General features: G+C 51.3%; 24 protein-coding genes. 9 read left to right on the plus strand and 15 right to left on the minus strand.

Annotated elements, in window-relative coordinates; translation table 11 throughout:
* Positions 1-2 precede the first annotated feature (2 nt).
* The 5 genes from vorB to VMW85_07040 all read left to right on the plus strand — a co-directional run bounded on the left by vorB (position 3) and on the right by VMW85_07040 (position 5,060).
* The gene (gene vorB, locus VMW85_07020; GenBank protein HUT27777.1) at positions 3-1,061 is read left to right on the plus strand and encodes a 3-methyl-2-oxobutanoate dehydrogenase subunit VorB; all 1,059 of its coding nucleotides are present in this window, start codon (positions 3-5) and stop codon (positions 1,059-1,061) included.
* The gene (locus VMW85_07025) at positions 1,058-2,455 is read left to right on the plus strand and encodes a 2-oxoacid:acceptor oxidoreductase family protein (GenBank protein ID HUT27778.1); all 1,398 of its coding nucleotides are present in this window, start codon (positions 1,058-1,060) and stop codon (positions 2,453-2,455) included. Before vorB ends, VMW85_07025 begins: the two co-directional genes overlap by 4 nt.
* A gap of 145 nt (positions 2,456-2,600) precedes the next feature.
* Positions 2,601-3,164, plus strand: coding sequence for a cupin domain-containing protein (locus tag VMW85_07030; GenBank protein HUT27779.1), 564 nt, complete (start codon positions 2,601-2,603; stop codon positions 3,162-3,164).
* A 9-nt stretch (positions 3,165-3,173) separates the two neighbouring features.
* Complete coding sequence (locus VMW85_07035) at positions 3,174-4,826, plus strand: AMP-binding protein (protein ID HUT27780.1); 1,653 nt, start codon at positions 3,174-3,176, stop codon at positions 4,824-4,826.
* A 54-nt stretch (positions 4,827-4,880) separates the two neighbouring features.
* Positions 4,881-5,060 carry a hypothetical protein gene (locus VMW85_07040; GenBank protein ID HUT27781.1) on the plus strand — a complete coding sequence of 60 codons (180 nt, stop codon included), beginning with the start codon at positions 4,881-4,883 and terminating at the stop codon, positions 5,058-5,060.
* Positions 5,061-5,077: 17 nt separating this feature from the next.
* On the opposite strand, the gene VMW85_07045 is transcribed toward VMW85_07040, so the two are convergent.
* From VMW85_07045 to VMW85_07055, 3 genes are read right to left on the minus strand one after another with little or no spacing between them, the layout of a single operon-like run.
* Positions 5,078-5,917, minus strand: a complete 840-nt coding sequence (locus VMW85_07045) for a hypothetical protein (protein ID HUT27782.1) — start codon at positions 5,915-5,917, stop codon at positions 5,078-5,080.
* Positions 5,914-6,663 carry a hypothetical protein gene (locus VMW85_07050; protein HUT27783.1) on the minus strand — a complete coding sequence of 250 codons (750 nt, stop codon included), beginning with the start codon at positions 6,661-6,663 and terminating at the stop codon, positions 5,914-5,916. Before VMW85_07050 ends, VMW85_07045 begins: the two co-directional genes overlap by 4 nt.
* 9 nt (positions 6,664-6,672) lie before the next feature.
* A complete protein-coding gene (locus VMW85_07055) occupies positions 6,673-6,852 on the minus strand; it encodes a hypothetical protein (GenBank protein HUT27784.1) in 180 nt (59 codons plus the stop codon).
* A 133-nt stretch (positions 6,853-6,985) separates the two neighbouring features.
* Here VMW85_07055 and VMW85_07060 point away from each other — a divergent pair, with 133 nt between their 5' ends.
* The gene (locus VMW85_07060; protein ID HUT27785.1) at positions 6,986-8,095 is read left to right on the plus strand and encodes a hypothetical protein; all 1,110 of its coding nucleotides are present in this window, start codon (positions 6,986-6,988) and stop codon (positions 8,093-8,095) included.
* Positions 8,096-8,104: 9 nt separating this feature from the next.
* Here the strand turns inward: VMW85_07060 and VMW85_07065 are convergent, their stop codons facing one another.
* Positions 8,105-8,500: a dual specificity protein phosphatase gene (locus VMW85_07065; GenBank protein ID HUT27786.1), complete on the minus strand. Its 396-nt coding sequence runs from the start codon at positions 8,498-8,500 to the stop codon at positions 8,105-8,107.
* 140 nt (positions 8,501-8,640) lie between these two features.
* Between VMW85_07065 and VMW85_07070 the strand changes: the two genes are divergently transcribed.
* The gene (locus tag VMW85_07070) at positions 8,641-9,432 is read left to right on the plus strand and encodes an alpha/beta fold hydrolase (protein ID HUT27787.1); all 792 of its coding nucleotides are present in this window, start codon (positions 8,641-8,643) and stop codon (positions 9,430-9,432) included.
* Between the two features lie 6 nt (positions 9,433-9,438).
* Here the strand turns inward: VMW85_07070 and twy1 are convergent, their stop codons facing one another.
* The 3 genes from twy1 to VMW85_07085 all read right to left on the minus strand — a co-directional run bounded on the left by twy1 (position 9,439) and on the right by VMW85_07085 (position 14,634).
* A complete protein-coding gene (twy1, locus tag VMW85_07075; GenBank protein ID HUT27788.1) occupies positions 9,439-10,371 on the minus strand; it encodes a 4-demethylwyosine synthase TYW1 in 933 nt (310 codons plus the stop codon).
* A 5-nt stretch (positions 10,372-10,376) separates the two neighbouring features.
* Positions 10,377-11,813 (minus strand): replication factor C large subunit, encoded by a 1,437-nt coding sequence (locus tag VMW85_07080; GenBank protein ID HUT27789.1) that lies wholly within the window; start codon positions 11,811-11,813, stop codon positions 10,377-10,379.
* A gap of 85 nt (positions 11,814-11,898) precedes the next feature.
* Complete coding sequence (locus VMW85_07085; protein HUT27790.1) at positions 11,899-14,634, minus strand: fibronectin type III domain-containing protein; 2,736 nt, start codon at positions 14,632-14,634, stop codon at positions 11,899-11,901.
* Between the two features lie 402 nt (positions 14,635-15,036).
* On the opposite strand from VMW85_07085, the gene VMW85_07090 reads away from it, so the two are divergent.
* Complete coding sequence (locus VMW85_07090; GenBank protein ID HUT27791.1) at positions 15,037-15,447, plus strand: fasciclin domain-containing protein; 411 nt, start codon at positions 15,037-15,039, stop codon at positions 15,445-15,447.
* A gap of 41 nt (positions 15,448-15,488) precedes the next feature.
* On the opposite strand, the gene VMW85_07095 is transcribed toward VMW85_07090, so the two are convergent.
* From VMW85_07095 to VMW85_07115, 5 genes are all read right to left on the minus strand, one after another.
* Positions 15,489-16,019 carry a ferritin gene (locus VMW85_07095; GenBank protein HUT27792.1) on the minus strand — a complete coding sequence of 177 codons (531 nt, stop codon included), beginning with the start codon at positions 16,017-16,019 and terminating at the stop codon, positions 15,489-15,491.
* 619 nt (positions 16,020-16,638) lie between these two features.
* Complete coding sequence (locus tag VMW85_07100) at positions 16,639-17,400, minus strand: proline dehydrogenase family protein (protein ID HUT27793.1); 762 nt, start codon at positions 17,398-17,400, stop codon at positions 16,639-16,641.
* Positions 17,401-17,537: 137 nt separating this feature from the next.
* On the minus strand, positions 17,538-18,110 hold the full coding sequence (locus VMW85_07105; protein ID HUT27794.1) for a hypothetical protein: 573 nt from the start codon (positions 18,108-18,110) through the stop codon (positions 17,538-17,540).
* A 472-nt stretch (positions 18,111-18,582) separates the two neighbouring features.
* A complete protein-coding gene (locus VMW85_07110) occupies positions 18,583-19,404 on the minus strand; it encodes a recombinase family protein (protein HUT27795.1) in 822 nt (273 codons plus the stop codon).
* Positions 19,397-20,254 (minus strand): recombinase family protein, encoded by an 858-nt coding sequence (locus VMW85_07115; protein ID HUT27796.1) that lies wholly within the window; start codon positions 20,252-20,254, stop codon positions 19,397-19,399. Before VMW85_07115 ends, VMW85_07110 begins: the two co-directional genes overlap by 8 nt.
* A 393-nt stretch (positions 20,255-20,647) precedes the next feature.
* Here VMW85_07115 and VMW85_07120 point away from each other — a divergent pair, with 393 nt between their 5' ends.
* Positions 20,648-21,115, plus strand: coding sequence for a DUF2124 family protein (locus VMW85_07120; GenBank protein HUT27797.1), 468 nt, complete (start codon positions 20,648-20,650; stop codon positions 21,113-21,115).
* Between the two features lie 84 nt (positions 21,116-21,199).
* On the opposite strand, the gene VMW85_07125 is transcribed toward VMW85_07120, so the two are convergent.
* From VMW85_07125 to VMW85_07135, 3 genes are all read right to left on the minus strand, one after another.
* The gene (locus VMW85_07125; protein ID HUT27798.1) at positions 21,200-22,582 is read right to left on the minus strand and encodes an aldehyde dehydrogenase family protein; all 1,383 of its coding nucleotides are present in this window, start codon (positions 22,580-22,582) and stop codon (positions 21,200-21,202) included.
* 111 nt (positions 22,583-22,693) lie between these two features.
* Positions 22,694-23,164, minus strand: a complete 471-nt coding sequence (locus VMW85_07130; GenBank protein ID HUT27799.1) for a hypothetical protein — start codon at positions 23,162-23,164, stop codon at positions 22,694-22,696.
* A 176-nt stretch (positions 23,165-23,340) separates the two neighbouring features.
* The gene (locus VMW85_07135) at positions 23,341-24,669 is read right to left on the minus strand and encodes a hypothetical protein (GenBank protein HUT27800.1); all 1,329 of its coding nucleotides are present in this window, start codon (positions 24,667-24,669) and stop codon (positions 23,341-23,343) included.
* Positions 24,670-24,677: the final 8 nt, after the last annotated feature.

Below are 24,677 nucleotides of genomic sequence, written 5' to 3' on the forward strand. Positions count from 1 at the left end.
CCATGAGAAAGTTCGTCAAGGGAAATGAGGCGGTGGCCATTGGAGCAGTGTACGCCGGATGCGAGATGTACTTCGGATATCCTATCACCCCTGCGAGCGACATAGCACACGCGGTGGCTGAATACTTCCCACAATTAGGAAGGGAGCATCTGCAGGCGGAATGTGAGACCGGGGCGATCAACATGATATTCGGTGCGGCCGCGGCCGGTAAGTTAAGCATGACCGCCTCCTCCGGACCGGGAATATCCTTGATGCAGGAAGGCATGTCATACCTCGCCGGAGCACAGCTACCAGCGGTAGTGGTCAACGTTATGAGGGTAGGACCTGGATTGGGCAACATCGGCCCAGAGCAGGGGGATTACAATCAGGCGGTCAAGGGCGGCGGCCATGGCAATTATCACAGCCTGGTCCTGGCGCCCGCCTCGGTACAGGAGATGTGCGATCTGACCATGAAGGCCTTCGAGCTTTCGTTCAAATACCGCAACCCGGCCATCGTTCTGGCGGACGCGGTGCTGGGACAGATGATGGAGTTCCTCACATTCCCTGAAGAAGTAAAGGTAAAACCCATGACGGATGGATGGGCAGTGCATGGGGATCATGAAAGCCGCTGCAATCTGATCACCTCCATATACCTGGACAACGAACTGCAGGAAAGGCACAACTGGGCGCTTCAGGAGAAGTACGACGCCATGCAGGTAGAGGCTCTGGCCGAGTCCTACCTTCTGGAAGATGCGGAGATAGTGCTCACCGGCTACGGTACCAGCGCCCGCATCGCCCGTTCGGCGGTGGACCGGCTTAGGGACGGGGGCATCAAGGCCGGATTGCTAAGGCCCATAACCCTGTTCCCGTTCCCGATCGAACAATTGAAGAAAGCGGCCATCACCGGAAAGATTTTGGTCGTGGAGCTGAGCAACGGTCAGTATCGAGACGACCTATTGCTCCATCTGGATAGAAAGATCTCTTGCCAAGTGGACCTCATCAACCGCATGGGAGGCAACATGATGAAGGTGGAGGACGTGGTGGAGAGGGCCAAGAAGATGCTGAGGGAGGGAGGGCAATGATCAAGCGCGCCACTGGTTTCAATGAAACGTTCGATCGGAGGGAAAAAGGGACAAGAGCGACGCACTATTGCCCTGGCTGTGGACATGGGATCATCCACAAGCTCATAGCCGAGGCCATGGCCGACCTTGGCATTCAGGACCGCACCGTGTTCGTATCGCCGGTCGGATGCGCCGCCTTCTGCTATTACTATTTCGACTGCGGCAACGTGGCCGGTCCGCACGGGCGTGCTTCGGCCATCGCCACCGGTGTCTCCAGGGCTCTACCCGACAGCGTGGTAATCTCCTATCAGGGGGACGGGGACCTTGGAGCGATAGGTTTCAACAACGCATTCCAGGCAGCGAACCGCGGTGAACATTTCGCCTGCTTCTTCATCAACAATTCTATCTATGCCATGACCGGAGGGCAGATGGCCCCTACGACCATGATCGGTCAGAAGACCACGACCACCCCGTTCGGGCGCGACGCGGCCAAGGAAGGTTATCCACTAAAAGTGTGCGAGGTGCTGGACCAGCTGCATGCCCCGGTCTATATAGAGAGGGTCTCGGTCGCCGACACTAAAAGGATAATGCAGGCCAAGAAGGCCGTGAGAAAGGCATTGGAGATCCAAAGGGACGGCAAGGGATACGCCTTCGTGGAGTTCCTTTCTCCCTGTCCAACCAATTGGCGCATGGACCCGGTGACTTCCGCCGAGTTCGTCACCGAGAGTATGGAGAAGGTATTCCCTCTAGGATGTCTCAGGGACCGCACGGCCGAGGACGCACCCATACCCAACCAGATACCGCAACTGACCCTTTCCCAATTGTTCGGTGAGGAACATGAGGGAAAAGCCGCCGAGGTCGATCCCGCCTTTAAAGAGAAGAGCTTCAAGTTCTCCGGGTTCGGAGGTCAAGGCGTGCTCTCGCTTGGACTGGTCATCGCAGAGGCTGCCGGTCTGGCGGGACGCTTTGTATCCTGGCTACCAAGTTATGGACCGGAGCAGCGGGGCGGTTATGCATCTTGTTCGGTCGTTGTAAGTGGCCACGAAGTAGGATCTCCCACGGTGGACGATCCAGAGGTGTTGGTGGTCATGAGCCAGCCAGCACTGGAGAAGTACTACAACACCGTCAGACCGGGTGGTGTGATGATATATGAGGCCTCACTTCCTCGTCCAGAACCTAGGGATGGTGTACGTGTTCTGGCCTTCCCGGCATCGAAGATAGCCGTCGAGAGCGGAACGCCCAAGGCGGCCAACACCGCACTCTTGGGTGCGTTGACAGCGATGGGTCTGCACGGACTACCAGAAGAGGAAGTCCTAGCCGCTTTGGACGCCAGCTTCGCGGCCAAACCGAAGCTCGTCGAGAGGAACCGCTTGGTGTATCGGACCGCCTTCGAATGGGCGAAGAACAATTTCTGAGCGAGTGTTTCGGCACTCTGCTCATTTTTCATTTTATTTGGAGCCATGGGATCGGTTGACGGTAAGTTTCATAAACGGTCGGCAGTTTAGGTAGAGACATTGCCGAGCCTCGTTGAGGACTGGCCATGATTTGGAGGATTACGAAATGCCCTCTTCTGAGAAGATCGGGACACGTGTTCACACATTCCGCGAGCGATTGGGAATGACCATTGACGACCTAGCCAAGAACGCAGGAGTGGACGCGGCCTTGATTCGAAAGGTGGAGGATGGAGAGGTCTATCCCCCGCTAGGCGTAATGGTGAAGATATCCCGAGCGTTAGGTCAGCGGCTGGGAACCTTCATGGACGACCAGGTGAGGGAAGACCCGGTCATCGTACGTGCCACCGACCGTATAGAAGAGACCGCCGCTCACAATGGAGGAGCGGGAGGTCAGTATCATTACTACCCCCTGGGAAAAGGCAAGACGGACAGGCATATGGAGCCCCTCTTCATCGTCATCCAACCGAACGGCGAGAAGAACACCTCCTCCCATGAGGGGGAGGAACTGATCATCGTGGTGAAAGGTGAGGTGGAGCTCATCTACGGTAAGACCACGTTCACACTGAAGGCTGGCGATTCCATGTACTACAATTCGATCGTGCCGCATCATCTAGGCGCAGCGAACGACGCGAACGCCGAGATTTACGCGGTGATCTACACCCCCTTCTGAGGTGAATGGATGGCAAGAGAGGATATCACCCGGGAGGCCACCATCGGCCAGCTTTTGGACGAAATAACCGAGAAGGTGCCGGATCAGGACGCGGTGGTCTATGTCGACCGCGATTATCGACTGACCTGGCGGGAGTTCCGGGACACTGTGGATAAGACCGCCAAAGGCCTGATGGCATTGGGCGTGAAGAAGGGCGAAAAGGTGGCGATATGGGCGACCAACGTGCCTCATTGGGTGACGCTGCAGTTCGCCACCGCCAAGATCGGAGCGATCCTGCTCACCATCAACATCAACTATCGCAACGCTGAGATCGATTACCTGTTGAAGCAATCGGACTGCGAGAACATCTTCATCATCGACGGCTATCGGGACACTGACTATGTCCAAACCCTCTACGAGCTGATCCCGGAACTGAAGGACCAGCCTCGCGATGGTCTTCATTCTGATAACTATCCTCAATTGAAGAGGGTTTTCTTCCTGGGTCCGGAGAAACATCGCGGCATGTATTCCTGGAACGAGCTGTTAGCCTTGAACGTCCAGGTCAGTGATGAGGAATATCGCCAGCGTCAGGGAGAGCTGTCGCCGTACGACGTGGTCAACATGCAGTACACCTCCGGTACCACTGGCTTCCCCAAAGGGGTGATGCTCACCCATTTCAACATCACCAACAACGGTTACTGGACCGGGGCCAATCAGAACTTCACCCCGAAGGACCGGGTCTGCGTTCCGGTACCGCTGTTCCACTGCTTCGGCTGCGTATTGGCGGTCATGGCCTGTCTGAACCACGGTGCCACCATGGTCATCCTGGAGAGGTACGATCCCATCAATGTCATGATGTCTATCGAGCGTGAGAAGTGCACCGCGTTGTATGGCGTACCCACCATGTTCATTGCCATCCTGGACCACAAACTATTCCATAAGTTCGATTTCTCATCGTTGCGCACTGGCATCATGGCCGGGGCGCCCTGCCCCATCAAGACCATGAAGGAATGCGTGGAACGCATGAACATGACCGAGGTCACCAACGTTTACGGGTTGACCGAGACCAGCCCAGGCATGACCCAGACGCGCTTTGACGAGCCGAGCCTGGATAGAAAATGCTCCACCGTAGGTCAGCATTATCCCGGTGTGGAAGTGGCTATCATCGATCCGGAGACCGGCCGGTTCTGCCATGTCGGGGAGCACGGTGAGCTGTGCTGCCGGGGCCATAACGTCATGAAAGGGTACTATAACATGCCCGTGGAGACCGCCAAGGCCATAGACAAGGATGGATGGCTGCATTCGGGGGATATCGGCATACAGGACGCGGAAGGTTACTTCGCCGTCACTGGCCGCCTTAAGGACATGATCATCCGAGGTGGCGAGAACATCTACCCCAAGGAAGTGGAGGACTTCATCCACCATATGTCGGGGGTGCAGGATGTGCAGGTGGTCGGCGTCCCCAGTGAAAAATATGGTGAGCAGCCGGCGGCCTTCCTTATACTGAAACCTGGGGTCACCATGACCCCGGATGACGTGCGGGACCATTGCCGGGGGCAGATCGCCTTTTACAAGATACCGAAGTACGTGCACTTCATCGACGAATATCCGTTGACGGCAAGTGGCAAGATAATGAAGTTCAAACTTAGGGACCTAGCTACCCAGCTATGGTCTGATGCTTGATTCCCAATCTATATCTACCTTGGAATGCACTATTTAACTGGAGGTTTCGTACCTATGCCAGAGAAAGATATATCAGAGGTATTATCAGAGAAAGGCCAGGAGATCAAGAAGATGTTTAAGGATTTCGATGCGACCCTGGAACAGTGGAAGTTCTCCGTGGAGGATACTAAGGAAGGAACGATAGTGGAGATCCACGCGAGGGCCCTGATCAAGAAAAAGGAGAAGAAGGGCTGATCAGGAGCATCGCGCCTTCATTTCTGAAGAAGGCGTATCAATTTTTCTATCTTGACCGCCGACAATCGAAAGTCTGGTCGTTTATCGATGAGGTCCAAATAATCAGAGGCCCTTTTTAGGTCCCGACCGGGATAATTCTTCCGGGCCAGTTTGACGATGGCCTCAGGAGTTCCAAACTCTAGGAAGGATGCTATCATGCATGCCAAGTCATAGGCCCTCTTCTCTTTTTGGGGGGCGTCCTCCAATAGATGGCCTACATCCATGATGTACACCTGGTCTGAGAATATGAAGTTCTCTGGTTTGATGTCCCCATGGAAAACCTTCTTACGGTGCATCTTCCTCAAATGCTGGAAGGCCTCTTCCAGTTGTTCCATCTTGATCTTCTTACCTGAAACAGCATCACCCATGTCAAGGAACTCCGCCACGAATAACCAGAGGCCTCCGACCAAAGGATAATACCCAAAGGGCTTGGCCGTGGGAATGCCTATGTCATACATCTTGGAAAGTCCTTCGAACTGATGTTTGGCCATCTCCTTGGCCGAGTGGGTGAAATCGAAGAGGGGTTCTCTGGAGTTCATTTGTAGGTAGATGTTCTTGAACAGTTGGAAGGTGCGCTCGGTCATGATGTCGCTGCCCCCCAGTATCTTGCCGAAATAGATTATCTGACGGTCCTCTGAGTCGAGTCCCTCGATCTTGACCGGTATTGAGAGGCGCGATCCGTCCGCACCTATCGGGGTGACCGATATCTTGTGCATCTCGAAAGCCTCGGCCATTATCAAATAGATGGTTTTCAGGACCCCGCGGAAGAATTCCCGGTTATCCAAGCTGTTTGGAACATTCTTGGTCTGCGCTGTCACTGAGCCCCCTCCTCCTCTTTTGGCGGAGGAGCGGCAAGGAGCCGTGCCTTCTCCCGTTGGTTCTTTATCGATCCCTTCCATAGTTCAAGAACTAGACGAATGGCCTGAAGACGATGGATCTTTAATCCCTTATTGACCCCACGACCGAGCTCCATCACCGGTACGCCCTTGTGAGAATAGATGATCCGCCAGACCGCCAGATCGGGCACGACAAAGAAGAATTGGTTGGTGTTCAGGATCACGTCCTTCCCTCGGACTACAACATCCATGTCCATCATGCCCTCGCGTTTGATGGGTATGCTCACCCCTTTACCGAACACAGCTCGGAAAAGGGCGTAGGTGATGACCTCCACCGTACCAACGTCGATGTTCCTATCCAGGTTGATGGGCATGTATCCCTCACCCGGTTCTCTCTCCGATACCCCGCGTTCCTTCATTATCCTCTGATATTCTTCCGGAGTACGGGACGACGGGGGCATGGGGCGGTCCCCATCCTCCGACCAACCCATAAAAGGAGCCCCTTCCTTGTGGTATTCACTATCAACCTTGCTCCTGCCCTTGGCGGTCCATATGTTTTCAAAGGCCTTCATGTCCGCATCAATACCCGAGGTTTCATCGCTCAGGCCCTTATGATATTCCCCCACGACCTTACGGCATTCGGGATCCGTCCATTCCTCGGGACATAATAAGACCCTGTCGTCGTCCTCTTCCTTTTTTACCTCTTTTTTTTCTTTTTCAGGGCTCAATGTCCGCACCTACTTTTTTATAAGCACCTGAAATCGTGCAAAGAGACGGGTGCCGTCCGGAAACTCTTCCATGGAGACCTTCCAATCCTCCATCTCTGCGTTGAGATTATCGAAGAACTTGTCGATCTCATCCACGATCTTCTCTACGTTCTCCGGTTTTCCACCTACCAAGTGTAAAATCGAAGCCATTTTCTCTTTCTTGCCCATGGAAGTACCAGGAGTAATTATCTATGAACGGATTAAATATCCTTTCGCATCTCTATATTGTTAGTTAGCTAATCATTTTTATGATAGACCTCGCTATTTGATGCCCGAATAAGCTATGAACCCCACCGAACGTGATGCCGTCTCCGAGAATGTATCCGACTTCTTTATTGATGTATCAAGGGAACTGACCCATCAGGAGATGATGCTGAGTCGGGTGCGGAATGAAGGGGAGAATCGAACGCTCAGGTCGATCGTCTCTCTGGGGTTGCTGATATTGGTCTCTGCGGTAATCATCATGAGACCGGAGACATTGCATATCTGGTTGATCGTCGCGCTATTGCTCTATTCCTACAATTTCGTTATACTGCTGCTGCCAACGACCACGGGCCGGACCCGCCCGAAACAGAAGGTGGCGCCAAGGGAGAAAGGTACGGACCACCGCTGGCTAGCCATCAAACTACTGCTGCGCAAGAAGAAATTGGCCATAGAGATGGGGTTGACGGTGTTTCTCGGAGGGATGGTCCCCCTGACCCTCAGCTTCACGATAATACTGGGAACGGGACTGTGCCTACTGGCCTATTTCCTGTTGACCTCCTATTCCATGGTCGACAGCTTGGTGCTCCTAGTGTCGATGCAGGTGTCGTTGATCATCACCTTCTACGCCCTGATAATCATTTTACATCCTCAGTCACAAGGGATAACCTTGTTCGCTAGAGCCTGGAAAGATCGAATAGGGATCGCTCGCTCCAAGGGTTGGGCCGCCACCACATTGGTGCTCATGGTGGCCATTGGACTGGTCACCGCTCTGGCCATACTTTTCATTGGTGCCCTGATACTCCCAGGTGTCACCCTGGCTAGCCTATTGGCATCCCTCAGCCACCTGATCCTAGAGGACCTCTTCATCATAGTGATGTTCCTGGCCGTGCAGATATGGGTGATGAGGAGCTTTCAGAGCCTCACCAGCCGGCGCATGGCCATTACGATCCTGAGTTCGAAGGTGGGGAAGCTCAAGGAGCTGCTGACGCGCTGCGAGGTGCTCAACACCCCGGCAGGGATGGGGGCGGAGCGTGAAGAAAGGTTCCAGGCCATCATGTCCGAGTATTACGCCTTTATGATCTACGATGTGATCCGTCTGGATTTCTTCAGCTACGCACCCGTGTACCTAGTAGGACCACGCCTCAAGTACGTGCTGGACGAAAAGGTGATCGCCCAGTTACCTGGGTGAGAACGTCCCTCAAGACTTTCCTTCGATCTCGGCGCCCATGGCGTCCACCCAATCCTTGTGGAACCTGGCACGTGGCCGTCCTCGGCGGACGATATCGAAAGCCTCTGAGTAGCCGATCCCCAACTTCCTGCTTAGGTAAACCATGACCACGAACGCTGAACGATCACGTCCGTGATAGCAATGGACCATGACCTTCACGCCTTTGTTGGAGAGTTCCATGAGCAGTTCCGCGGCCCTGATGATCTTGGCCGTGTTGGGGCGTCGACCCACGAAATAGAACCTTTCGTCGAAAAGGGATCGGGCGTTCATACTGAGATCTATACCCTGCAGCCTCTGCATACCATGCCTCCGATGGTCCAACCAACTTCCTATGGCCACCGTCTCATCGATCCATTCCATTTCCATCTAACTAGGCATCCCTATCGATATCATCTTTCTGGTCCGTACTTACGTCCAGAACGGAGCATTTACGGTCCGATGGGAGAGCGTTAAGCTAGGGGGTTCTTGGAATAAATGCATATATGATCATTCCAATCCGCCGTTCGATGCCGAAGGCCGTCCTTGGTGACATCCAGATGAACTTTGAGGTTCATGGTGAAGGAGAACCCCTGGTGCTCATCACCGGCCTTGGTGGTGAGATATCCTTCTGGAAGAAGTTCGTACCTATTCTATCGAAGAAGCACCGAGTGCTGATACTGGACAACCGGGGAGCGGGCGATACGGAATATCCGTCCACCCTTTTTACCATGCATACGATGGCCGAGGACATCATGAACCTCTTGGACCACCTGGAGATCGAGCGGTCCCACGTATTGGGATGGTCCATGGGCGGGAACGTGGCCCAGGAGATCGCCATCAACCACCCTGACCGCGTGGGAGCGTTAGTTCTCATGTCCACCTATGCAAGGAGGCCGGAACGATCCGCTTTCGCCATCGACACCATGATACGTTCGGCGGATGAGGGGGCCTCCTTCGATTCACTTATGGAAATGATGCAATCCTGGTGCCTGCCGGAGGATTACTTCAAACGGTTGGCGTTGGCCAAGCCGGCGCAGCGAAGGGCCAATGGCAACGGGAAAAGGGCCTTGGAGGGATTTCGCGGACAGAAGCTAGCTCTAGACCTTTTCGACAGTCACGAGCGACTATCGAGCATTTTGAGCCCTACCCTGGTCATGCACGGAGAGGAGGACATAATGGTCGCACCGCATTTCGCCGTGGAACTGCAGAAGCGCATCAAAGAGGCGAAGCTCGAGTGGGTTCCAGGCGCAGGACACATCATTCCGGCGAACAAGTGTTGCTCCCAGGTCCTGGGATTCTTGGCAGATCGCCCGATATGAACGATATCATTCCAGACCGGGTATCTTAGTACTGGTCCCCTCTTCGCCGAAGACGGCCACCCTGCTTGCCGACTTTTCGTTCAACAGGGTCATCCCCAGTTCCTCAGCCAGACGACGCCCGAACTCCAGCACCTCGGAATGAGAGGGCATGTTATCCATGGACATTCGACGTCGCGAATCACCGACGAACACGAAGCCCTTCGGCTCGACGAAGGTCGGATCGGCAAGGCGGTCAAGAGCGGCATACTCCTTCTCCCAACCAAGGTTCCAATCCTTGACCACGGTGTGTCTGATGACCGTGCGGGTATTGAGGGACGGCAATAGTTCCAGAGTGCGCCTTATTCGGTCCCATCCGTCCGGGATCCTCGGAACGCACAGTTGTCGGTATATCTCCTCGTTCGGCGCGGCCACGGTCACGTAGAGCTGCGTTGGTAAGGTGCTCAGGTTTTCCAGGACCTCCGGGAAGGTACCGTTGGTCACCAAGAAGGTGGTCATTCCCCGACGATGACAAAGTTCGATGAAATCGCCCAGGTAAGGATACATTGTCGGTTCACCCGCCAACGATATCGCCACCTGCTTCGGTTCCCTGGCCTCCTGCCACATGGCCGGAGAGCAGCGCGGATCACCCTTGAAACCGGTGATCAGCTGACGCTGCCCTTCGATGCAGGTGTCCAGCACGACCTCGGGGTCCTGCCATTTCGTGACCGTCGACTCGAATCCGCGCACTCTCCAGCAGAAAAGGCAATTGTGAGTGCAATCGTTCACCACCGGGGTCATCTGGAGGCAGCGATGGGAGCGGATGCCGTAGAAGTCCTGCTTGTAACAGGTTCGCCCCTTCAGCAAGCTTTGCTTCATCCAGTGACATAGCTTTACCCCGGCGTGGTCCCCGCATAATCGGTACTGCTGCTTCTGCAGTATCTCCTTGAGGTCCTTATTCAATCGACTCACCCCTCATATTGGAATAAGGAGCTCTGTTTTCCGCGGGGTTCCGATCGCTTCATTGACGGCTTTGGCTCCTCCACCACAGTTTCCTTGAAAACCTTTTGAACGGGGTTCGGATCACCCTCTTTGGACCGAAGGACATCCTCCACATCCTGCATGAGACGTTTGATCTCGGCGGAATCAACCTTTTTGTCCAGCAGATATGCGACCTGCTCCATGCCCAGGTTCAGTTCTATTGTGATGGCCAGACGGAAATCCTTGTCGGCCTTGAAGATGGTGCTCAAATATGGCAATACATCCTGCGATGCCCGACGCGTGGAGGTGTGGGTGTGATCCGCGATCTTCTGAGATATCTGGGACTTCATGTTGCGCGTAGCCTTGCTCCGGGACATCTTCATGATGTAGCTGGGGAAACGATATTGCACCCATCCCCGGTTCGTTCGCGATTTGGATGTCGTAACACCGTATGACATATGATCGGAGGCATATGCCCAGAACCCATAGTATTGGCGTCTTATCACCCTGGAAAGAAAAATATCGGAACGGGAAAGGTGCTCGTAGGCCCGGTGCAGGTCCTCACCCTTGTATTCCAAGGATACGTTCTCGTCCAGCCACATCATCACATGCTCCGGGGTCTCATCTACGTCCATCATGGTATGTCGAGCACGCTTGGCGTCTCCCTCGTGCAAAATATCGCGCATGAGGTCGTACATGTTCCTCAGGGACAGACGGCTCTCCAGCACGAAAGCGTCATCATCCCCGATGCTCTCATTGCCTTCGGCCACGGCCTGCAGGTCACGCACCGCCGCCCTCATGTCCCCATTGGAGTTCTCGATGATGGTCTCGAAAACCCTCTGCGGAACCTCCAACCCTTGGTCCAGGGCGATCTTGCGCAAAACACCGCGCATGGTGTTCCCCTGCACCCTGCCCACCTTTATTTGCATAGTATTGTTCTTGATGGCCGAGCTCTTCCTGCTGAGCGCGTAGAAATCATTGACTATGAGGATGACCGGCTGTCTGGTGTTGGCGACGAGGTCCGCTATGGCGGGTACGCCCCCAGAATCCTCCCGACCGAAGATATTGTCCGCTTCGTCGAGTATGATGAGCTTGAGGCGCCCTTCCTTGCTTGAAAGGAACTCACCTTCGTCGGTGAAGGTCTCGGAACGAGAGCCGCGCCCAGCCACGTTCTTGATGGCAATAGCGTTCCTTTGATCGGAGGCGTTCATCTCCACCACCCCCCAATTGAAATCGTTGGCCAAAGCCAAAGCAGCGCTGGTCTTGCCAACGCCCGGGGGGCCCATGAGCACTACGGCCCTGTGCGAAGGACGACCTTCCTCCCAGGATAGGGCCCACTGTTGCAGGTCCTTGATCACCTTGGGATTGCCGACCACTTCCACCAGTCCTTTGGGGCGGTACAGCTCCGTCCAATCGTCACCCATCAACTGTCACAATGACCGCGTGACTTATAAAAGTGAGGTAAAGAGAAATGAAAATAAGGAAAAAGGAGGGTTGGAACCCTCGTTCTCAGATCTTGCCCTTCTGTCTCATGAGAAGGAATATCCCTGCACCCGCCACGGCTGCGATGACGACGATGAACACGATGATCATGACCATGTCGTTGTTCGGGTTGGCGGTAGCTGAGGCCTTCTCGCTCCATGGACCTGGACCAGCGGGATTCACGGCGCCCACCTGATAGGTGTATTCCACTCCGTTCTCCAATCCAGTGTCGGTATATCTGGTCTCTCCGCCACCCACGGTGGCGATGAGCACGAACATACCGGTCTCGTTCTGACGATAGACCCTGTACTCGGTTATTGCCGCACCGCCGTTGTCAGGCGCGTTCCATTTCAGCAGCACAGCCTTGTCTTGACCGGAGGCGTCTACATCTGGCATTCCAGGTAATGTGCATGGAGTGCCGACCACCGCGTTGGAGTATGGACTGCTGCCTTCGGAGTTCATCGCTCTAATGCGGTATGTCCAAGAGACCCCGTTCTCCAATCCCAGATCGCTGTAGGAGTTCGCCGTTCCGCTCACATCATCGTATAGGACCAGATCGTTGGTGCTGGTTCCCCGGTAGATCACGTACTCGGTGATATTGGCACCACCGTTGCTAGCGGGAGCTTCCCAGTTCAACGTGACAGCACCATCACCTACGGTCGTCGTAAGGTTCAGCGGGGCGGAGGGGACCACGACAGATGAGGCGTACCTAAGGTCCTTGCCCACCGGATCGTAGTAGCTTATATGAGCCCTCCCCTGGAAGTCCATAGCCATGGAGATGTGATCCCCGCAGCCTTGAAGGTCGACCTTCTGGAACATCCAGATGCCGTTCCTCTTTTCCACGTACTTCAGGATCCCCGAGCCAGCCTGATCGACATAGGCGATGTGCTCGTCGCCGTTCGCATCGACCATAATGGAACTGGCTATGCCTACGTTCCCTTCGGCCTCGATCACCTGGGCACCATTCCACTGTCCACCGACATTGTTCTTATATTTCAGTAGGGACAGGACCTCATTGTAGTATGTGATGTAGATCTGGTCCTGATCATCAATGAACATAGAGATGCCACCGCCAAGCTGGTCGGAGGTCTCCAGGGATTCTATGGCCCACCCTGTGACTATCTGGTTGGCGTGGATCAGTTCCCCGCTGCGATAGTAGGCCACATGCACCATGTTCTCTGAATCGACCGCCAGCGAGACACGCCCTTCGACTTGTCCGCTGCTGTCGATCAATCCTATTATCCAGTCCCCACCAGCATTGCTGGTGTACTTCAGGTTCTTTGATGCGTGATTGAGGTAGGCGATGTGCACCGACCCGTTCCCATCGATGGCTATGGAGCTGTACAATCCCACATCACCTGAGCCGTCCAGGGTGCGTATATCCCAGTCGCCGTCCTGATTGGTGGCGTACTTAAGGATCCTGGAACCGGTCATGTCGTAGTAGCTGATGTGAACGTTGCCATCGGCGTCCAGGGCAATGGACGGGAACAGTCCCACCATTGGAGTGGTATTGTCGATGGTCACTACGTTCCATCCATCCACGTTATTAGCGTAGTTCAGGCTTCCGTTAGAATTGTCGTAATAAGCCATATGGATGAAACCATCGGCGTCAACGGCGATGGAGCTTTGCTCTCCCACTAAACCGTCTTCGTCCACGGTTTCCAGCACCCACTTGGCTCCGGAGTTGGTTATGTAGCTCAGCTGCGCGCTCGCATCCACCAGGTCGATGTATACGACATGTTGTTTGTTGTTATAATCGGAGACCATTGCACTGCAAACACCGCCGGACGTATCAAGCACCCAGAAGCTCCAATCATCGTTGAAGTATGCGTAGCACAGGTCTTGGTTCGACATGTCATAATACGTGATGTGGAACCGGTTCATCGAATCTATATCCAGGGAAAGCCAGGAGTTGACATTCGTGGTGTCGTCCACAATCTGTTTGCTCCAAACCCCGCTGGTACCGCGTATGGCCAGTTTGAGATCGCGAGATATCTCGTCGTAATATGCTACACATGGCCTTTCACCCATCGCATCGATGTCGATCTCAACACCGAAAGATGAACCTGAATCCACAACCTCAGAAGTCCATTCCGATCCGTTCAATGAGGCGTAGCACAATTCATTATCCTGGGAGATGTATGCGACCTGCAGCTTTCCGTCGGTGAACATCAAGCTGTTACCGAAACCCACGTCCTCGATCGCCAAGGCAGTGCTCCACGAATTACCGGACTTGACCGCGTATTTTAGCGCATCGTTGGAGTAGTCCAGGTAGGTTATGTAAACGGAACCGGATCCGATCGCGATCGAATTATACTCCCCTACAACACCTGTCGAATCGACTACAGAGATAGACCATGAATCTAAATTTCCAGTGGCGTACTTCAGGTCATTGTTGGTGGCGTCATAGTAGCTAATGTGGACCTTTCCCGAGGAGTCCACAGCTATTGAGTTGTATTTTCCGACGTTCGCTGAACTGTCGACAACCTCGGTCATCCATGCGCCATCACTATTGGTGGCATACATGAGATTCTGACCGAACGTGTCATAATAGCTCACGTGGAGATAACCGTCAAGATCTATCGCTTCGCTAATGACATTGCTAACATCTGATTCACTATCGATGGTCCCCTTTGTCCAAGAGGTCTCATCAAGCGACAATGTGACCGCGGACCCGGTCCCGCCTATGAATAAAAGACCCATGAACAAGGGCATCAATAGTAACCAGGCTACCGCTGATGCTCTCAGCTTCTTCGTTTGCATCCCAATTCCCTCCAGTTGTAAGAAATTTGAGAAATATATTGTCTTTAACATATTTGAAATCAATGTTACTTTACTATTATTATCTGTGATTATTATATTACTCATGATAAAAGACGTTTAATATTATACTATGTAACGTGTTTTAGTATATTATTTACGTATTTTATAATTCGATTTATAATTGAATTGGAATTTTCCGGCGTGTTCTTTAATCACTATATATAATTTTCGTGATTATATAAATTAACCATGAATGAACAAGGATTTTACTTAAATAATTAAATTTGATTTGATTGAAATTTCTGGCGTTAATAGTATGGTTTTATAAAGACATAGAACAACTTCGTTCCCAGGGATTTTATGGGATTCTTCGATAGATTTAAGAAAAAGGCCACTGAGGCAGTGGACCCAAACCTGGGAACGATCGTGGACATTGCCGTCGCTGACGGAGGATTCAAGACACTGGTCGAGGCGGTGAAGGCCGCTGGATTGGTGGATACTTTGAAGGGCAGGGGACCGTACACGGTCTTTGCACCCAACGACTCAGCTTTTCAGGACCTTCCAGCAGGAACAATAGAAGCGTTACTCAAGGACAAGATTAAATTGAAGTCACTCCTGACATACCATGTTGTAGCGGGAAGAATGAACTACGACGACCTGGCTAAATTGAAGACCGTCAAGACAGTGGAAGGTAAGGAACTGGCATTAGATGCCGCTGGAGTCCTCAAGGTCGGAGGAGCTACGATCATCCAGGGCAACATAAAATGTCGTAACGGGTATATCCACGTGATCAACAAGGTCTTAGAGCCTTAAAAAATTTAAAAAGCAGGGGGAACCCTGCGAAAACATCTTTTTTATGGAGCGCCAACGTTAGTCCCAGGGATTACTGGAGCAACGAACATTCTGGCTGCAAGCTGTGTATCGACCGCCATAAGGGCGGGCATGTTGTCCCCGATCTTCTTAAGTCGCCTTGCCAATGTGCTGGTGTTATCCTCTTCCTCTACCTGCTCGGCCACATACCACTGGAGGAATTGATTGAACGCGTGGTCCTTCTCTTCGATCGCCAGATCAACGAGCTTGTGGATCTTGATCGTCACTACTTTTGCCTCGTGATCGAAGGCGTCCTTGAAGACCTCGGCTGGAGACGCCCATTCCTTCTTCGGCATCTCGATGGCAAATAATGATACACGGCCGCCGCGTAGGTTGATGAACTGGATCATTCCTTCAGCATGGGCCAGCTCTTCCTGGGTCTGCACCTTCATCCAGTTGGCCATTCCAGGAAGGTCAATGGAATGAAGGTACATTTCCATGGATTTGTACAAGTAGGCCGAATACACCTCAGCATTTATCTGATCGTTCAGAGCTTTCTCGATACTTGCTTTCATAGAAAAATCACTAACAATATTATTGGACCTGCGCGACTATAAAATATCCCTCTGCCGCCTCGGAACCGATCTAGCAGAGAGTTTTTTCTTAGATTATTGATTTTATCCTCTATATTATAGCAGATATCATTACTATCATTATTTTATTCATGTTAATCTACAATTCAACGTTTGCAGTGCTTCCCGACCCGCTTTTTTCATGATCTTCGAACATATCACATAGTTCGTTTAGGAATTGATCATAGGTTCGGCGAAATTTTAATTTGTATAGTCGGTCACGGGTCGTCTCGGTCACCTGTATCGTTGTTTTTCTCTCCAACATGGATATCACCATAATACTATTGTTAATTATAATATGTATAATTATATCTATATTACTAATTTACTGTATTATAATTATTATTACAGTTTTAATCTTATTATTTATATAACTATTATTATTGATTATAATAGTTTCAATAATTTATTGTACAAACTAGTTCATATTTGTAAGCGACGGACTCCCTAACATCAACTTGAGAGCAGTGAAAAATGGGTTTTCCCCCCTCATTTTACATCTAAAAACAGGTATTGTAAAAATGTACTATTGTTAACAGAAAAATGATGCAATTAACGCCGTTTATGGGCACGGTTCTAACCCTAGCTCTAAAAGTTGCCGAAGGTAGTTCTCCCGACGCATCGTGTAAGAATAGGAGTCCGATCCGAAAGGAACATATTCCGCTACGGCCCACCCCCTCCCGGCAAGACGAAGTTTCGTATCATCACCTAATCCCTTGAGCATCCCGATCTCCAAAAGCCCTTTCATGCTTCGGTCCTTGGTCACCTTACCAATGATAATAGGATCGTGAGTTCCTACCGAGAAAGGTCGACCTAATGAATGCAATAGATCGACGTTCTCAAGCATGACCCCCCGGACCTCTCCCGGATCTCCGATGTCTCCGGAATATGTTCCTTTGACGAGCCTGATACCAACCCCGCCCGATGCTAGGTCAAGAATGTCTTTAGGTGTTCGGTACAGGTAAGCCTGAACAGCGACCGATATTGACCCTCGATTTAAACTACCAAGCTGCTTCACCACACCCATTGTGAGGTCCAAGTACTTCCGAGCCTCCATATCGATCTCGACAGCGATCCCCTTGCCCCACGCCTGGTTAGTTATCTCGCATATCTTGTCCGAGCACCGTTCAGGATCATAAGCGGCACCCAGGGCGGTTGGTTTGATGGAAATGGACGTATGCATATCTCGATTATCCATAGCTCGGATCAGCTCCAGATAATTGGCCAGTGAACCTATTGACGCCCCTTCATCCTTAGTAAGCTCCCCAAGGGGGTCCATTATGCAGCGGATACCTTGCTCGGATCGAAGTTCGACCTGGCCCATAGCTTCCTGAAGATCGCAACATACCCATCGGGAAATATTGAGGACCATAACAAAAAGATAGGTCGGAGAATTAGTTCAATCTTGTTAAAAAATAGAGAATATGGAAAGGGTTTGAAGCGTTTGGTCTTTCTTCCCGCTTAGGCCTTTATGAGCAGGGGAAGGACTACCTTGCCCTTGACGACCAGGAAGGCGATCGCAGTTGCCATGTACAGCGCCATTAAGCTGGCGATGGTCCACAGCAGACCGACTACCATCCTGATGTCCTCACCCATGTCGAACCACAGACCCAGGCACACGAAGGCCAGGGCAGCGACTACGAGGAATATGGGCAAGATCTTGACCGGCTGAGCGAAGGCTACGATGCCGACCATCAACAGGCCAAGTCCAACGAATATGGTGTATATTTCTGCGGCGATATATGCCTCAAAGGCGCCAGTCAATACTGGGGTAGCCATTGCGGCGAATCCCAGCAGGAACACAGCGAACAGACCAAAGGCGGCCGATACCAGTATGTTCTCATTCAGGTATGCGACGATGGTGCAAAGGAAGAGGCCAGTGCCGACTAAGGCAGCCACCCCCGCAATTACACTCAAATCGTCGAATACACCAAGTCCAAACATTCCAACCAAGATAGCCATTATGCTGACCAGGAACAATCCCAGTACCTCAGCTCCAGCTAGCTTGATGTGTACATTGCTTTCTTCTGCCATTTAATCACTCCATTTTTGTGGACATAAAGAAAGGATGAGGCTATTGCTAGTCGAGGTAACTGCAATCAAAAAATTACAGAATTGGCCGCGACATTGCACGTACTCTCCCATTGTGATCCCCTCTCCCTTCGGATTGTCCTATCGGATTGCTTAACAATCCTAACATAGTATCCATCACTGATGATAATATATAGTTTACCCATTAAGGACTGTTAATAAAAATTATTAACACGTGTTAAAAGATGAGTGGCCATTCAACCGTTAAACATACCTAAATCAACGCAATTTTTATATAATCGTAATAACTTTTATCGCTTCCGGTACAATAGAATAACATTATTTTTGATATCGTAATATTTCAACCATCTGGCTAGTTTCATTTTCGAATATTATATTTAAAATAATTATATTATATCGATATAGCATTCTTATGGGCCAGTAATAACATTGGCACTCGAATCCGGGTCAATGCCTATTCCCCAGGCAACTGGGAGATCGAACAGTGTTTTTTGTTCTTTGTTCGGGATGCTACCATCTTTTGCACCTCGTTGTACTTTTGAACTTTCATTATTGGCGCATGCTCTGATGGTATGACCAGATCGTCCCATCTAAGATACCCGACATAAACTGGATTGTGCAATATCCTGCTGATCGACCATATCGTCCAGTGCCTTTCATTACGGGTGGTGATCGCTTCCCTGTTCAGGTCCCAGGCTATCATGTCCATGGTAGAACCTGCCAGATATCGTTCGTAGATGGAGCGAACAACATGGGCCTCGTTCTCCTCCTGGATGAGCCTGCCATCTTCGAGGTAATAACCGAATGGCACCCTGAAGCCCAACACGCCCTTTCCCGACTCGGCCTTCTGTCTCATCCCCATGTAGGTGCGTTCCCCTATCTGCTCGCTCTCCAGCTGGGCGATACGCTGGATGATGTCAACTACGAAACGGCCTACGGCATTGGAGGTGTCCAGAGACTCGTTCATACTGCTGAACTTCTTCCCCCATTTCTCCAGGTTCTCCATCATGATCATGAAGTTCTTTGAATTACGATGGATACGATCCATCTTCATGACCAGGATGATGTCCCATTTGTCGCGTTCCTCGATCATCCTATGATACGCTGGCCTTCGGGTGTTTCTTCCAGAATGCCCTTCATCGATGTAAAATCCGGCGATATCCCAACCTTGGGCGTCGCAATAAGCATTCAATCGTTCCTTTTGTGCCGCTAGCGAATAACCCTCTTTAGCCTGGTCCTCGGTCGATACCCGGGTATATATGGCCGCCCTAGGCATGGACCTCGCTCCTGAACAAGGTTTTAGCAGCTATCCTCTTAGGCTTGCGTTTGGATTTCATTCGTTCAACGAACAGCTCTTGAACTTCGTTGAAGAGACCGATATCAATGATCTTGAGCTGTGGTGCATTCTGTTCGATGCCGTCCCAGACCATTTTTCCAAGGTATATGTTGTTAGTGAGGATTCCATGGACGGTGGCCCTTTGCCAGGCGCCACCATTTTTGGTCTGGCATCCCTGAGCGTCCAAAGATTTACATATCTGACCCAACGAACAGATGTTCGCTGCCATTCTGAAAATTCGCTCAACGACTAGGGACTCGGTCCCATCGATGCAAAGCTCTCCTCCCAGATAGTGATATCCGTAAGGAGCTGGACAACCCAGATTACCCTTGCATTCCAATGCTTTCTGGGTCATTCCCACCTTGACCCTTTCACCTATCTGCTCGCTCTCCAGTTGTGCGATACGCTGGATGGTGTCCATTACGAACCGGCCGATGGCGGTCGTGGTATCAAAGCTCTCCTGCATGGAATTGAATTCTTTGTTCCATGATCGAAGAAAGTCCATCATCATGGTGAAATTTCGGCTATTGCGATGGATACGGTCCATCTTCAATACGACCAGCACGTCCCACAGGTCCTTGTCATGCATCATCCTCTTGTAGTTGGGACGTTCCGAGCTCTTACCACTGTACCCGTCATCGACGTATTCGTTCACCACGGTCCAGCCCCTGGCTAGACAATAAGATCGCAGACGCTTGAGCTGCGCGGCTAAACTGAAACCATCACGTGCTTGGTCTTCGGTAGAGACCCTGACATAGACCGCCGCTCTCATTTTCTCAATGTCTGACATATGACCGCAGAATCGGTGGAATATTGTTTTATTAAATATATATAATCAGACATTTGTCAGACATATTATCGATTAATAAATTATATTGATTTTATTATTATGATTGTAATGATACATACTATATTTATTAATCATTATAACACTATATTTGATCTTAATAAGATTTTAAGTTGCTATATGTTTTATTATTAATGATTATTAAGTTACTATCTATTATTTTTACATACATTATTGAATATATTTATTATTATATTATATTATTATAGCCATATTATTAATAAATGAATGTGAAATGTAAAACTTGGTACGATATTAACGCAATAAATAACGCTGAGCAATGAATAGCTCACATTCCGGGGAAAGAAATATGATGCCTTCGGACAGTAATACATCATGGAAAGGGCAGATGGAATTTCTGGTTTGACAAAACTGTTCCGAGGATCGTTAGTAGACATTCCAGACGGAAGCAGTGTGGTTTTCATAGGTTCCGAGGCAGTATGCCCCCCGTTCGCTCAGTTGATGGCATATTCCGTGAGAGATCGCAACATGTCCTTTGGTTTTGGAGCCAGGGCGATATGGGATAAATGCCGAAAGATGTCATGGGTAGAAGGTGCTGGATTCCAGATAAGTAACGAGCCTTTCGATCCATCAAAATCTAGCGTAGTTGTGGTATTGGGAGGGCTCGCCATGCCTAAGTTCGGTTGTTCTGTACAAGACGTGAATTCATTCATATCCATGATCGCAGGTCATCCAAAAACCATAGGGTTGGGATTTATGGATATCTTCCGTCGCTCGGGCTGGGATAAGGAGGTTCGTTTTGACATATCCATCAACGCGACCATGTCCGCGGAGTTGATCTGATCCAACACTAAAGTTACCTACGATCGAACATCGAACCGGAGAGCAGACCAAACGTAATCATGATCGCCAGCAGCACCGGGTGGATCAATTGAACCAATAAGGTCTGGCTTGACATATCTGATGGTTGACGATGGTCCTTTTCTTCATGAACAAGGTGATACGGCGGTTGGTGGAAGGTATGCCGCTGCATTTCCAGCCTTGGAACAGCTCCCCGCAATTGATGGTACGACCGTAATCGTTTATCCAGACATTGCCAGCTTCCATTCTTCTGGCCAAGGCCTCCCCTTTCAAGGGGTCCGATGTCCAAATGGTAGACCCCAGACCATAATCGCTATCATTGGCCAGCATGATCGCCTCCTCCTCGTCCTTGACCACCCTTATTGGGCACACCGGTCCGAACGTTTCCTCTTTGATTATCTCCAGGGAATCGTCACTGACCTTGAGCACGGTAGGCTCATAATAAAATCCGAGCCCGGGCATCTTATCTCCTCCTGTCAGGAGCTCACATCCTTGCTCGATCGCCTGGTGAACCTTGTGATAGACCCTGTCCCTAGCCTCCTCTCTGATCAGGGGACCTATCTGCTTCTCCACATCGATGTGAGATGTGACCTTGAGCAGCTCATCGATGAAAGGGTCGGCGATGTCCTCTACCACGTAAAGACGTTTGAGGCGTATGCATACCTGGCCGGCGTGTGAGAATGTCCCGCTGGCCACCCCTCTGGCAGTGGCTTTGATGTCGGCGTCTGCACAGACGATGCCGGGGTCGTTACCTGAAAGCTCCAGGACCATGGGCTTGATCCCGGCGCGACGCGTGATATCGAGACCGGTTCCCCGTCCCCCAGTGAACACCAGGGCATCGAAGGGGGCGGTCACCATGGCCTTGCCGATATCAGCCCCACCCACCAATACCTGGAAGACATCATCGGGAATACTGGTACCTTCCACCGCCTCCTTGATCTTCAGCCCTGTCATGGTGGTGTACTCGGAGGGTTTGAAGACCACGGCATTGCCGGTGAGCAAAGCCGGGATCAAACTGATCATGGTCTGCCAGAACGGATAGTTCCAGATGCCGATGTGGCTTATGACCCCGTGAGGGACCAGATTGATGGTGGCCTTTGTATCCGGCCATCCGGCAGGGTTGAGAGGAAAATCGTAATCGTCCACGGACTGGACCTCGGAGATATAATGATCGAACCCTTTGATCGCTCCGTTGAAAGTTCCGATGACGTCCCTTTGCGGAAATCCGCCTTCCAGCATCTCCGTGTGGACCATGTCCTCCTTCATGGAGGTCATGACTCCTTGAAGCTCCTTCAGCGCCTCGATGCGGTCGCCCTTGTCCCACTCAGTGTTCCATATCTTCTGAGCCTTCCTGCCTTTGTTCAGACATCGCAGGACATCATCTTCACTGGACGGCTTGAACTCCTTGATGACCTCACCGGTGCGGGGATTGATGGACCTGATGGTCATGATCAGTAGACGGTCTTCCGCTTAGATTAAATCATTGAGACCATAGATGTGTTTCAACCGCCGACCGTTGGAAAGGATGATAATAAAAATTAAAGGATCGGCCAATGGGCTTCATCCTTTCATTGAAAGTGATAATGTCAATTCCTGCGCCCACCTCTGAGCCCTTTCCAGCTCCCCCTCTTTCATCTGATATCCATCCTTCTTATCTACGACGTAGGCCATGAGCGGTGGTGATGCCAGTCCGAACCCTAACTTTTTCAGTTTAGCTTCCATCGTCTTGGTCGCATTACCGCTGATGATCAATTGGACCTGCGTATCAAAGGCGGCAGCGTATTTGCCCGAATAGGTCTTTCCGGCCAGTCCGTTGAGGAAGCTCAGAGTGGCCTTTGTCGGCTTCCATGCCATGGTGGGTGACCCGATCACCAGGCAATCATACTCCTCGACATTGATGTGTTTGACGTCCTCGATCGGAACTGAGATGATCTCCATTCCTTTTTCCTTCATAGCTCCAGCGATGGTATCGGCCACTCTGGCAGTCAATTTTGCTGGTGAGACCGAATCGTATACAACCAATATCTTCATGGGCCTTCCCTCTGGATCGATTGGGATGACAGATGATTGCGTTATTATAAAACTAGGCCCGGAAAGGGGTTCGAGCCACCATGATTACGAATGATGGGTACTTTCATCGGATCGACGTTTTGTTCTGTCAAAAATAAATAAAATGAAAGGATTTGGAAAATGGTTTTCGGTCCTGCCTATTTCTTTCGTATCAGGAGTATCGAGGCCACGACCACAACGACGATGATGCCGATGAGGATCAAGCCGAGATACGGCGCATCTAGGAAGAAGCCCGCGATGCCACCCTGGCCATCAGGACCGATGCTGCCCTGGTAGTCGGATATCTCGTTGATATTGTCCGCGGCCACGGCTGGGTCAACGGCCTCCATCCTGAATTCCTCGCTGGGCATCACTGCTACGTTCAGATCAAAAATGTCGTCCAGATCGTCAGAGTTCATCGAGAAGTAGGACATGAACCCTACATCGGGGGAATAATAGAACTCTAATGGCGTTCCTTGGGCCTCGATCTTGTAGACAGTGATCTCTCCCCAGTATTCGTCCTGAACGGTTATGACGCTGGTACACTTCAGGGTCATCTCTACGTCCTCAGAGACCTCCTCGAGCATCCCATCCTGGAACGGCCAATCACCGTCGTCCGAGTTCAATTGCTCGAAAATGATGGGGAAGTCGCTGAACCCGGTGCTTTCGATGAACTCATCGGTGAAGAGTTCATCGCTCATGTCCTGGGGAAGACCATTCACATCCAGCATCCCGGTCATGCTGCCGCTGATGGTGGCTTCGGAGTTCACGCTCCACTCGTCACGGTATTCCAACGGGAAGTCCCATATGTTCAAGGCGGGCTCGAACGAGATCTCCATTGCCAGGTTCGCTTCCATTTCGGCGCTGACATCGTAGTCATCATATGAGATGGTAGTGCTATAGTCCGTCCAGTTGGTTTCGCTGCTGGGTATGTTCTGGGCCGTGAAGGCGACCACACCGTCGAAATTGACGTTCATGGTGATCTCACTGATGGCCATGGTGTCGCGTTCAAAGGTGATGTCAACACCGACTACGAGCGCAAGGTCCACATTGGCCTCGATCTCGATGTCCATTGACTCTGTCTCCGGCTCTTGATCGTAACTATAGGTACCTGCCTTTTCCATCTCCGCGGTCACGGAGATCGAGGCATCAATTTGAAGTTTTACAGCGGCGTCCATGCTTAAAACGTAGATATCGCTGTTAGCTTCGGTGACCTCGAAAAGTATCCAGAAGCCGGAACTGCCGTCCAGTTCAAGTGTGTTGACCGTCCCTCCGGTCTCTCCCTCGAGGAGGTCCTTGACTTCCTGCAACTGAGCCCCGAAATCGGCTCCGACATCGTTTTCCATTCCATACGCCCACTTGTCCCCTTTTACCCACACTGGTGCTTCTGCAGACGTACTAATCGCCACCACGGCCGGAACGGCCAAGGAACACAGAAGAGCCAGGAGGGTTAGGGCACATATCAAGGTGCTAAGCATCTTTTTCATGATTCATC

The organism is Methanomassiliicoccales archaeon (genome assembly GCA_035527755.1).
GTDB lineage: Archaea > Thermoplasmatota > Thermoplasmata > Methanomassiliicoccales > UBA472 > UBA472.

What these genes read in the sequence shown, in the direction of transcription:
- vorB (HUT27777.1), top strand. Translation starts at nt 3, where the DNA reads ATGAGAAAGTTCGTCAAGGGAAATGAGGCGGTGGCCATTGGAGCAGTG.
- VMW85_07025 (HUT27778.1), top strand. Translation starts at nt 1,058, where the DNA reads ATGATCAAGCGCGCCACTGGTTTCAATGAAACGTTCGATCGGAGGGAA.
- VMW85_07030 (HUT27779.1), top strand. Translation starts at nt 2,601, where the DNA reads ATGCCCTCTTCTGAGAAGATCGGGACACGTGTTCACACATTCCGCGAG.
- VMW85_07035 (HUT27780.1), top strand. Translation starts at nt 3,174, where the DNA reads ATGGCAAGAGAGGATATCACCCGGGAGGCCACCATCGGCCAGCTTTTG.
- VMW85_07040 (HUT27781.1), top strand. Translation starts at nt 4,881, where the DNA reads ATGCCAGAGAAAGATATATCAGAGGTATTATCAGAGAAAGGCCAGGAG.
- VMW85_07055 (HUT27784.1), bottom strand. Translation starts at nt 6,852, where the DNA reads ATGGCTTCGATTTTACACTTGGTAGGTGGAAAACCGGAGAACGTAGAG.
- VMW85_07060 (HUT27785.1), top strand. Translation starts at nt 6,986, where the DNA reads ATGAACCCCACCGAACGTGATGCCGTCTCCGAGAATGTATCCGACTTC.
- VMW85_07065 (HUT27786.1), bottom strand. Translation starts at nt 8,500, where the DNA reads ATGGAAATGGAATGGATCGATGAGACGGTGGCCATAGGAAGTTGGTTG.
- VMW85_07070 (HUT27787.1), top strand. Translation starts at nt 8,641, where the DNA reads ATGCCGAAGGCCGTCCTTGGTGACATCCAGATGAACTTTGAGGTTCAT.
- VMW85_07080 (HUT27789.1), bottom strand. Translation starts at nt 11,813, where the DNA reads ATGGGTGACGATTGGACGGAGCTGTACCGCCCCAAAGGACTGGTGGAA.
- VMW85_07085 (HUT27790.1), bottom strand. Translation starts at nt 14,634, where the DNA reads ATGCAAACGAAGAAGCTGAGAGCATCAGCGGTAGCCTGGTTACTATTG.
- VMW85_07095 (HUT27792.1), bottom strand. Translation starts at nt 16,019, where the DNA reads ATGAAAGCAAGTATCGAGAAAGCTCTGAACGATCAGATAAATGCTGAG.
- VMW85_07100 (HUT27793.1), bottom strand. Translation starts at nt 17,400, where the DNA reads ATGGGCCAGGTCGAACTTCGATCCGAGCAAGGTATCCGCTGCATAATG.
- VMW85_07105 (HUT27794.1), bottom strand. Translation starts at nt 18,110, where the DNA reads ATGGCAGAAGAAAGCAATGTACACATCAAGCTAGCTGGAGCTGAGGTA.
- VMW85_07110 (HUT27795.1), bottom strand. Translation starts at nt 19,404, where the DNA reads ATGCCTAGGGCGGCCATATATACCCGGGTATCGACCGAGGACCAGGCT.
- VMW85_07115 (HUT27796.1), bottom strand. Translation starts at nt 20,254, where the DNA reads ATGTCAGACATTGAGAAAATGAGAGCGGCGGTCTATGTCAGGGTCTCT.
- VMW85_07120 (HUT27797.1), top strand. Translation starts at nt 20,648, where the DNA reads ATGGAAAGGGCAGATGGAATTTCTGGTTTGACAAAACTGTTCCGAGGA.
- VMW85_07125 (HUT27798.1), bottom strand. Translation starts at nt 22,582, where the DNA reads ATGACCATCAGGTCCATCAATCCCCGCACCGGTGAGGTCATCAAGGAG.
- VMW85_07130 (HUT27799.1), bottom strand. Translation starts at nt 23,164, where the DNA reads ATGAAGATATTGGTTGTATACGATTCGGTCTCACCAGCAAAATTGACT.
- VMW85_07135 (HUT27800.1), bottom strand. Translation starts at nt 24,669, where the DNA reads ATGAAAAAGATGCTTAGCACCTTGATATGTGCCCTAACCCTCCTGGCT.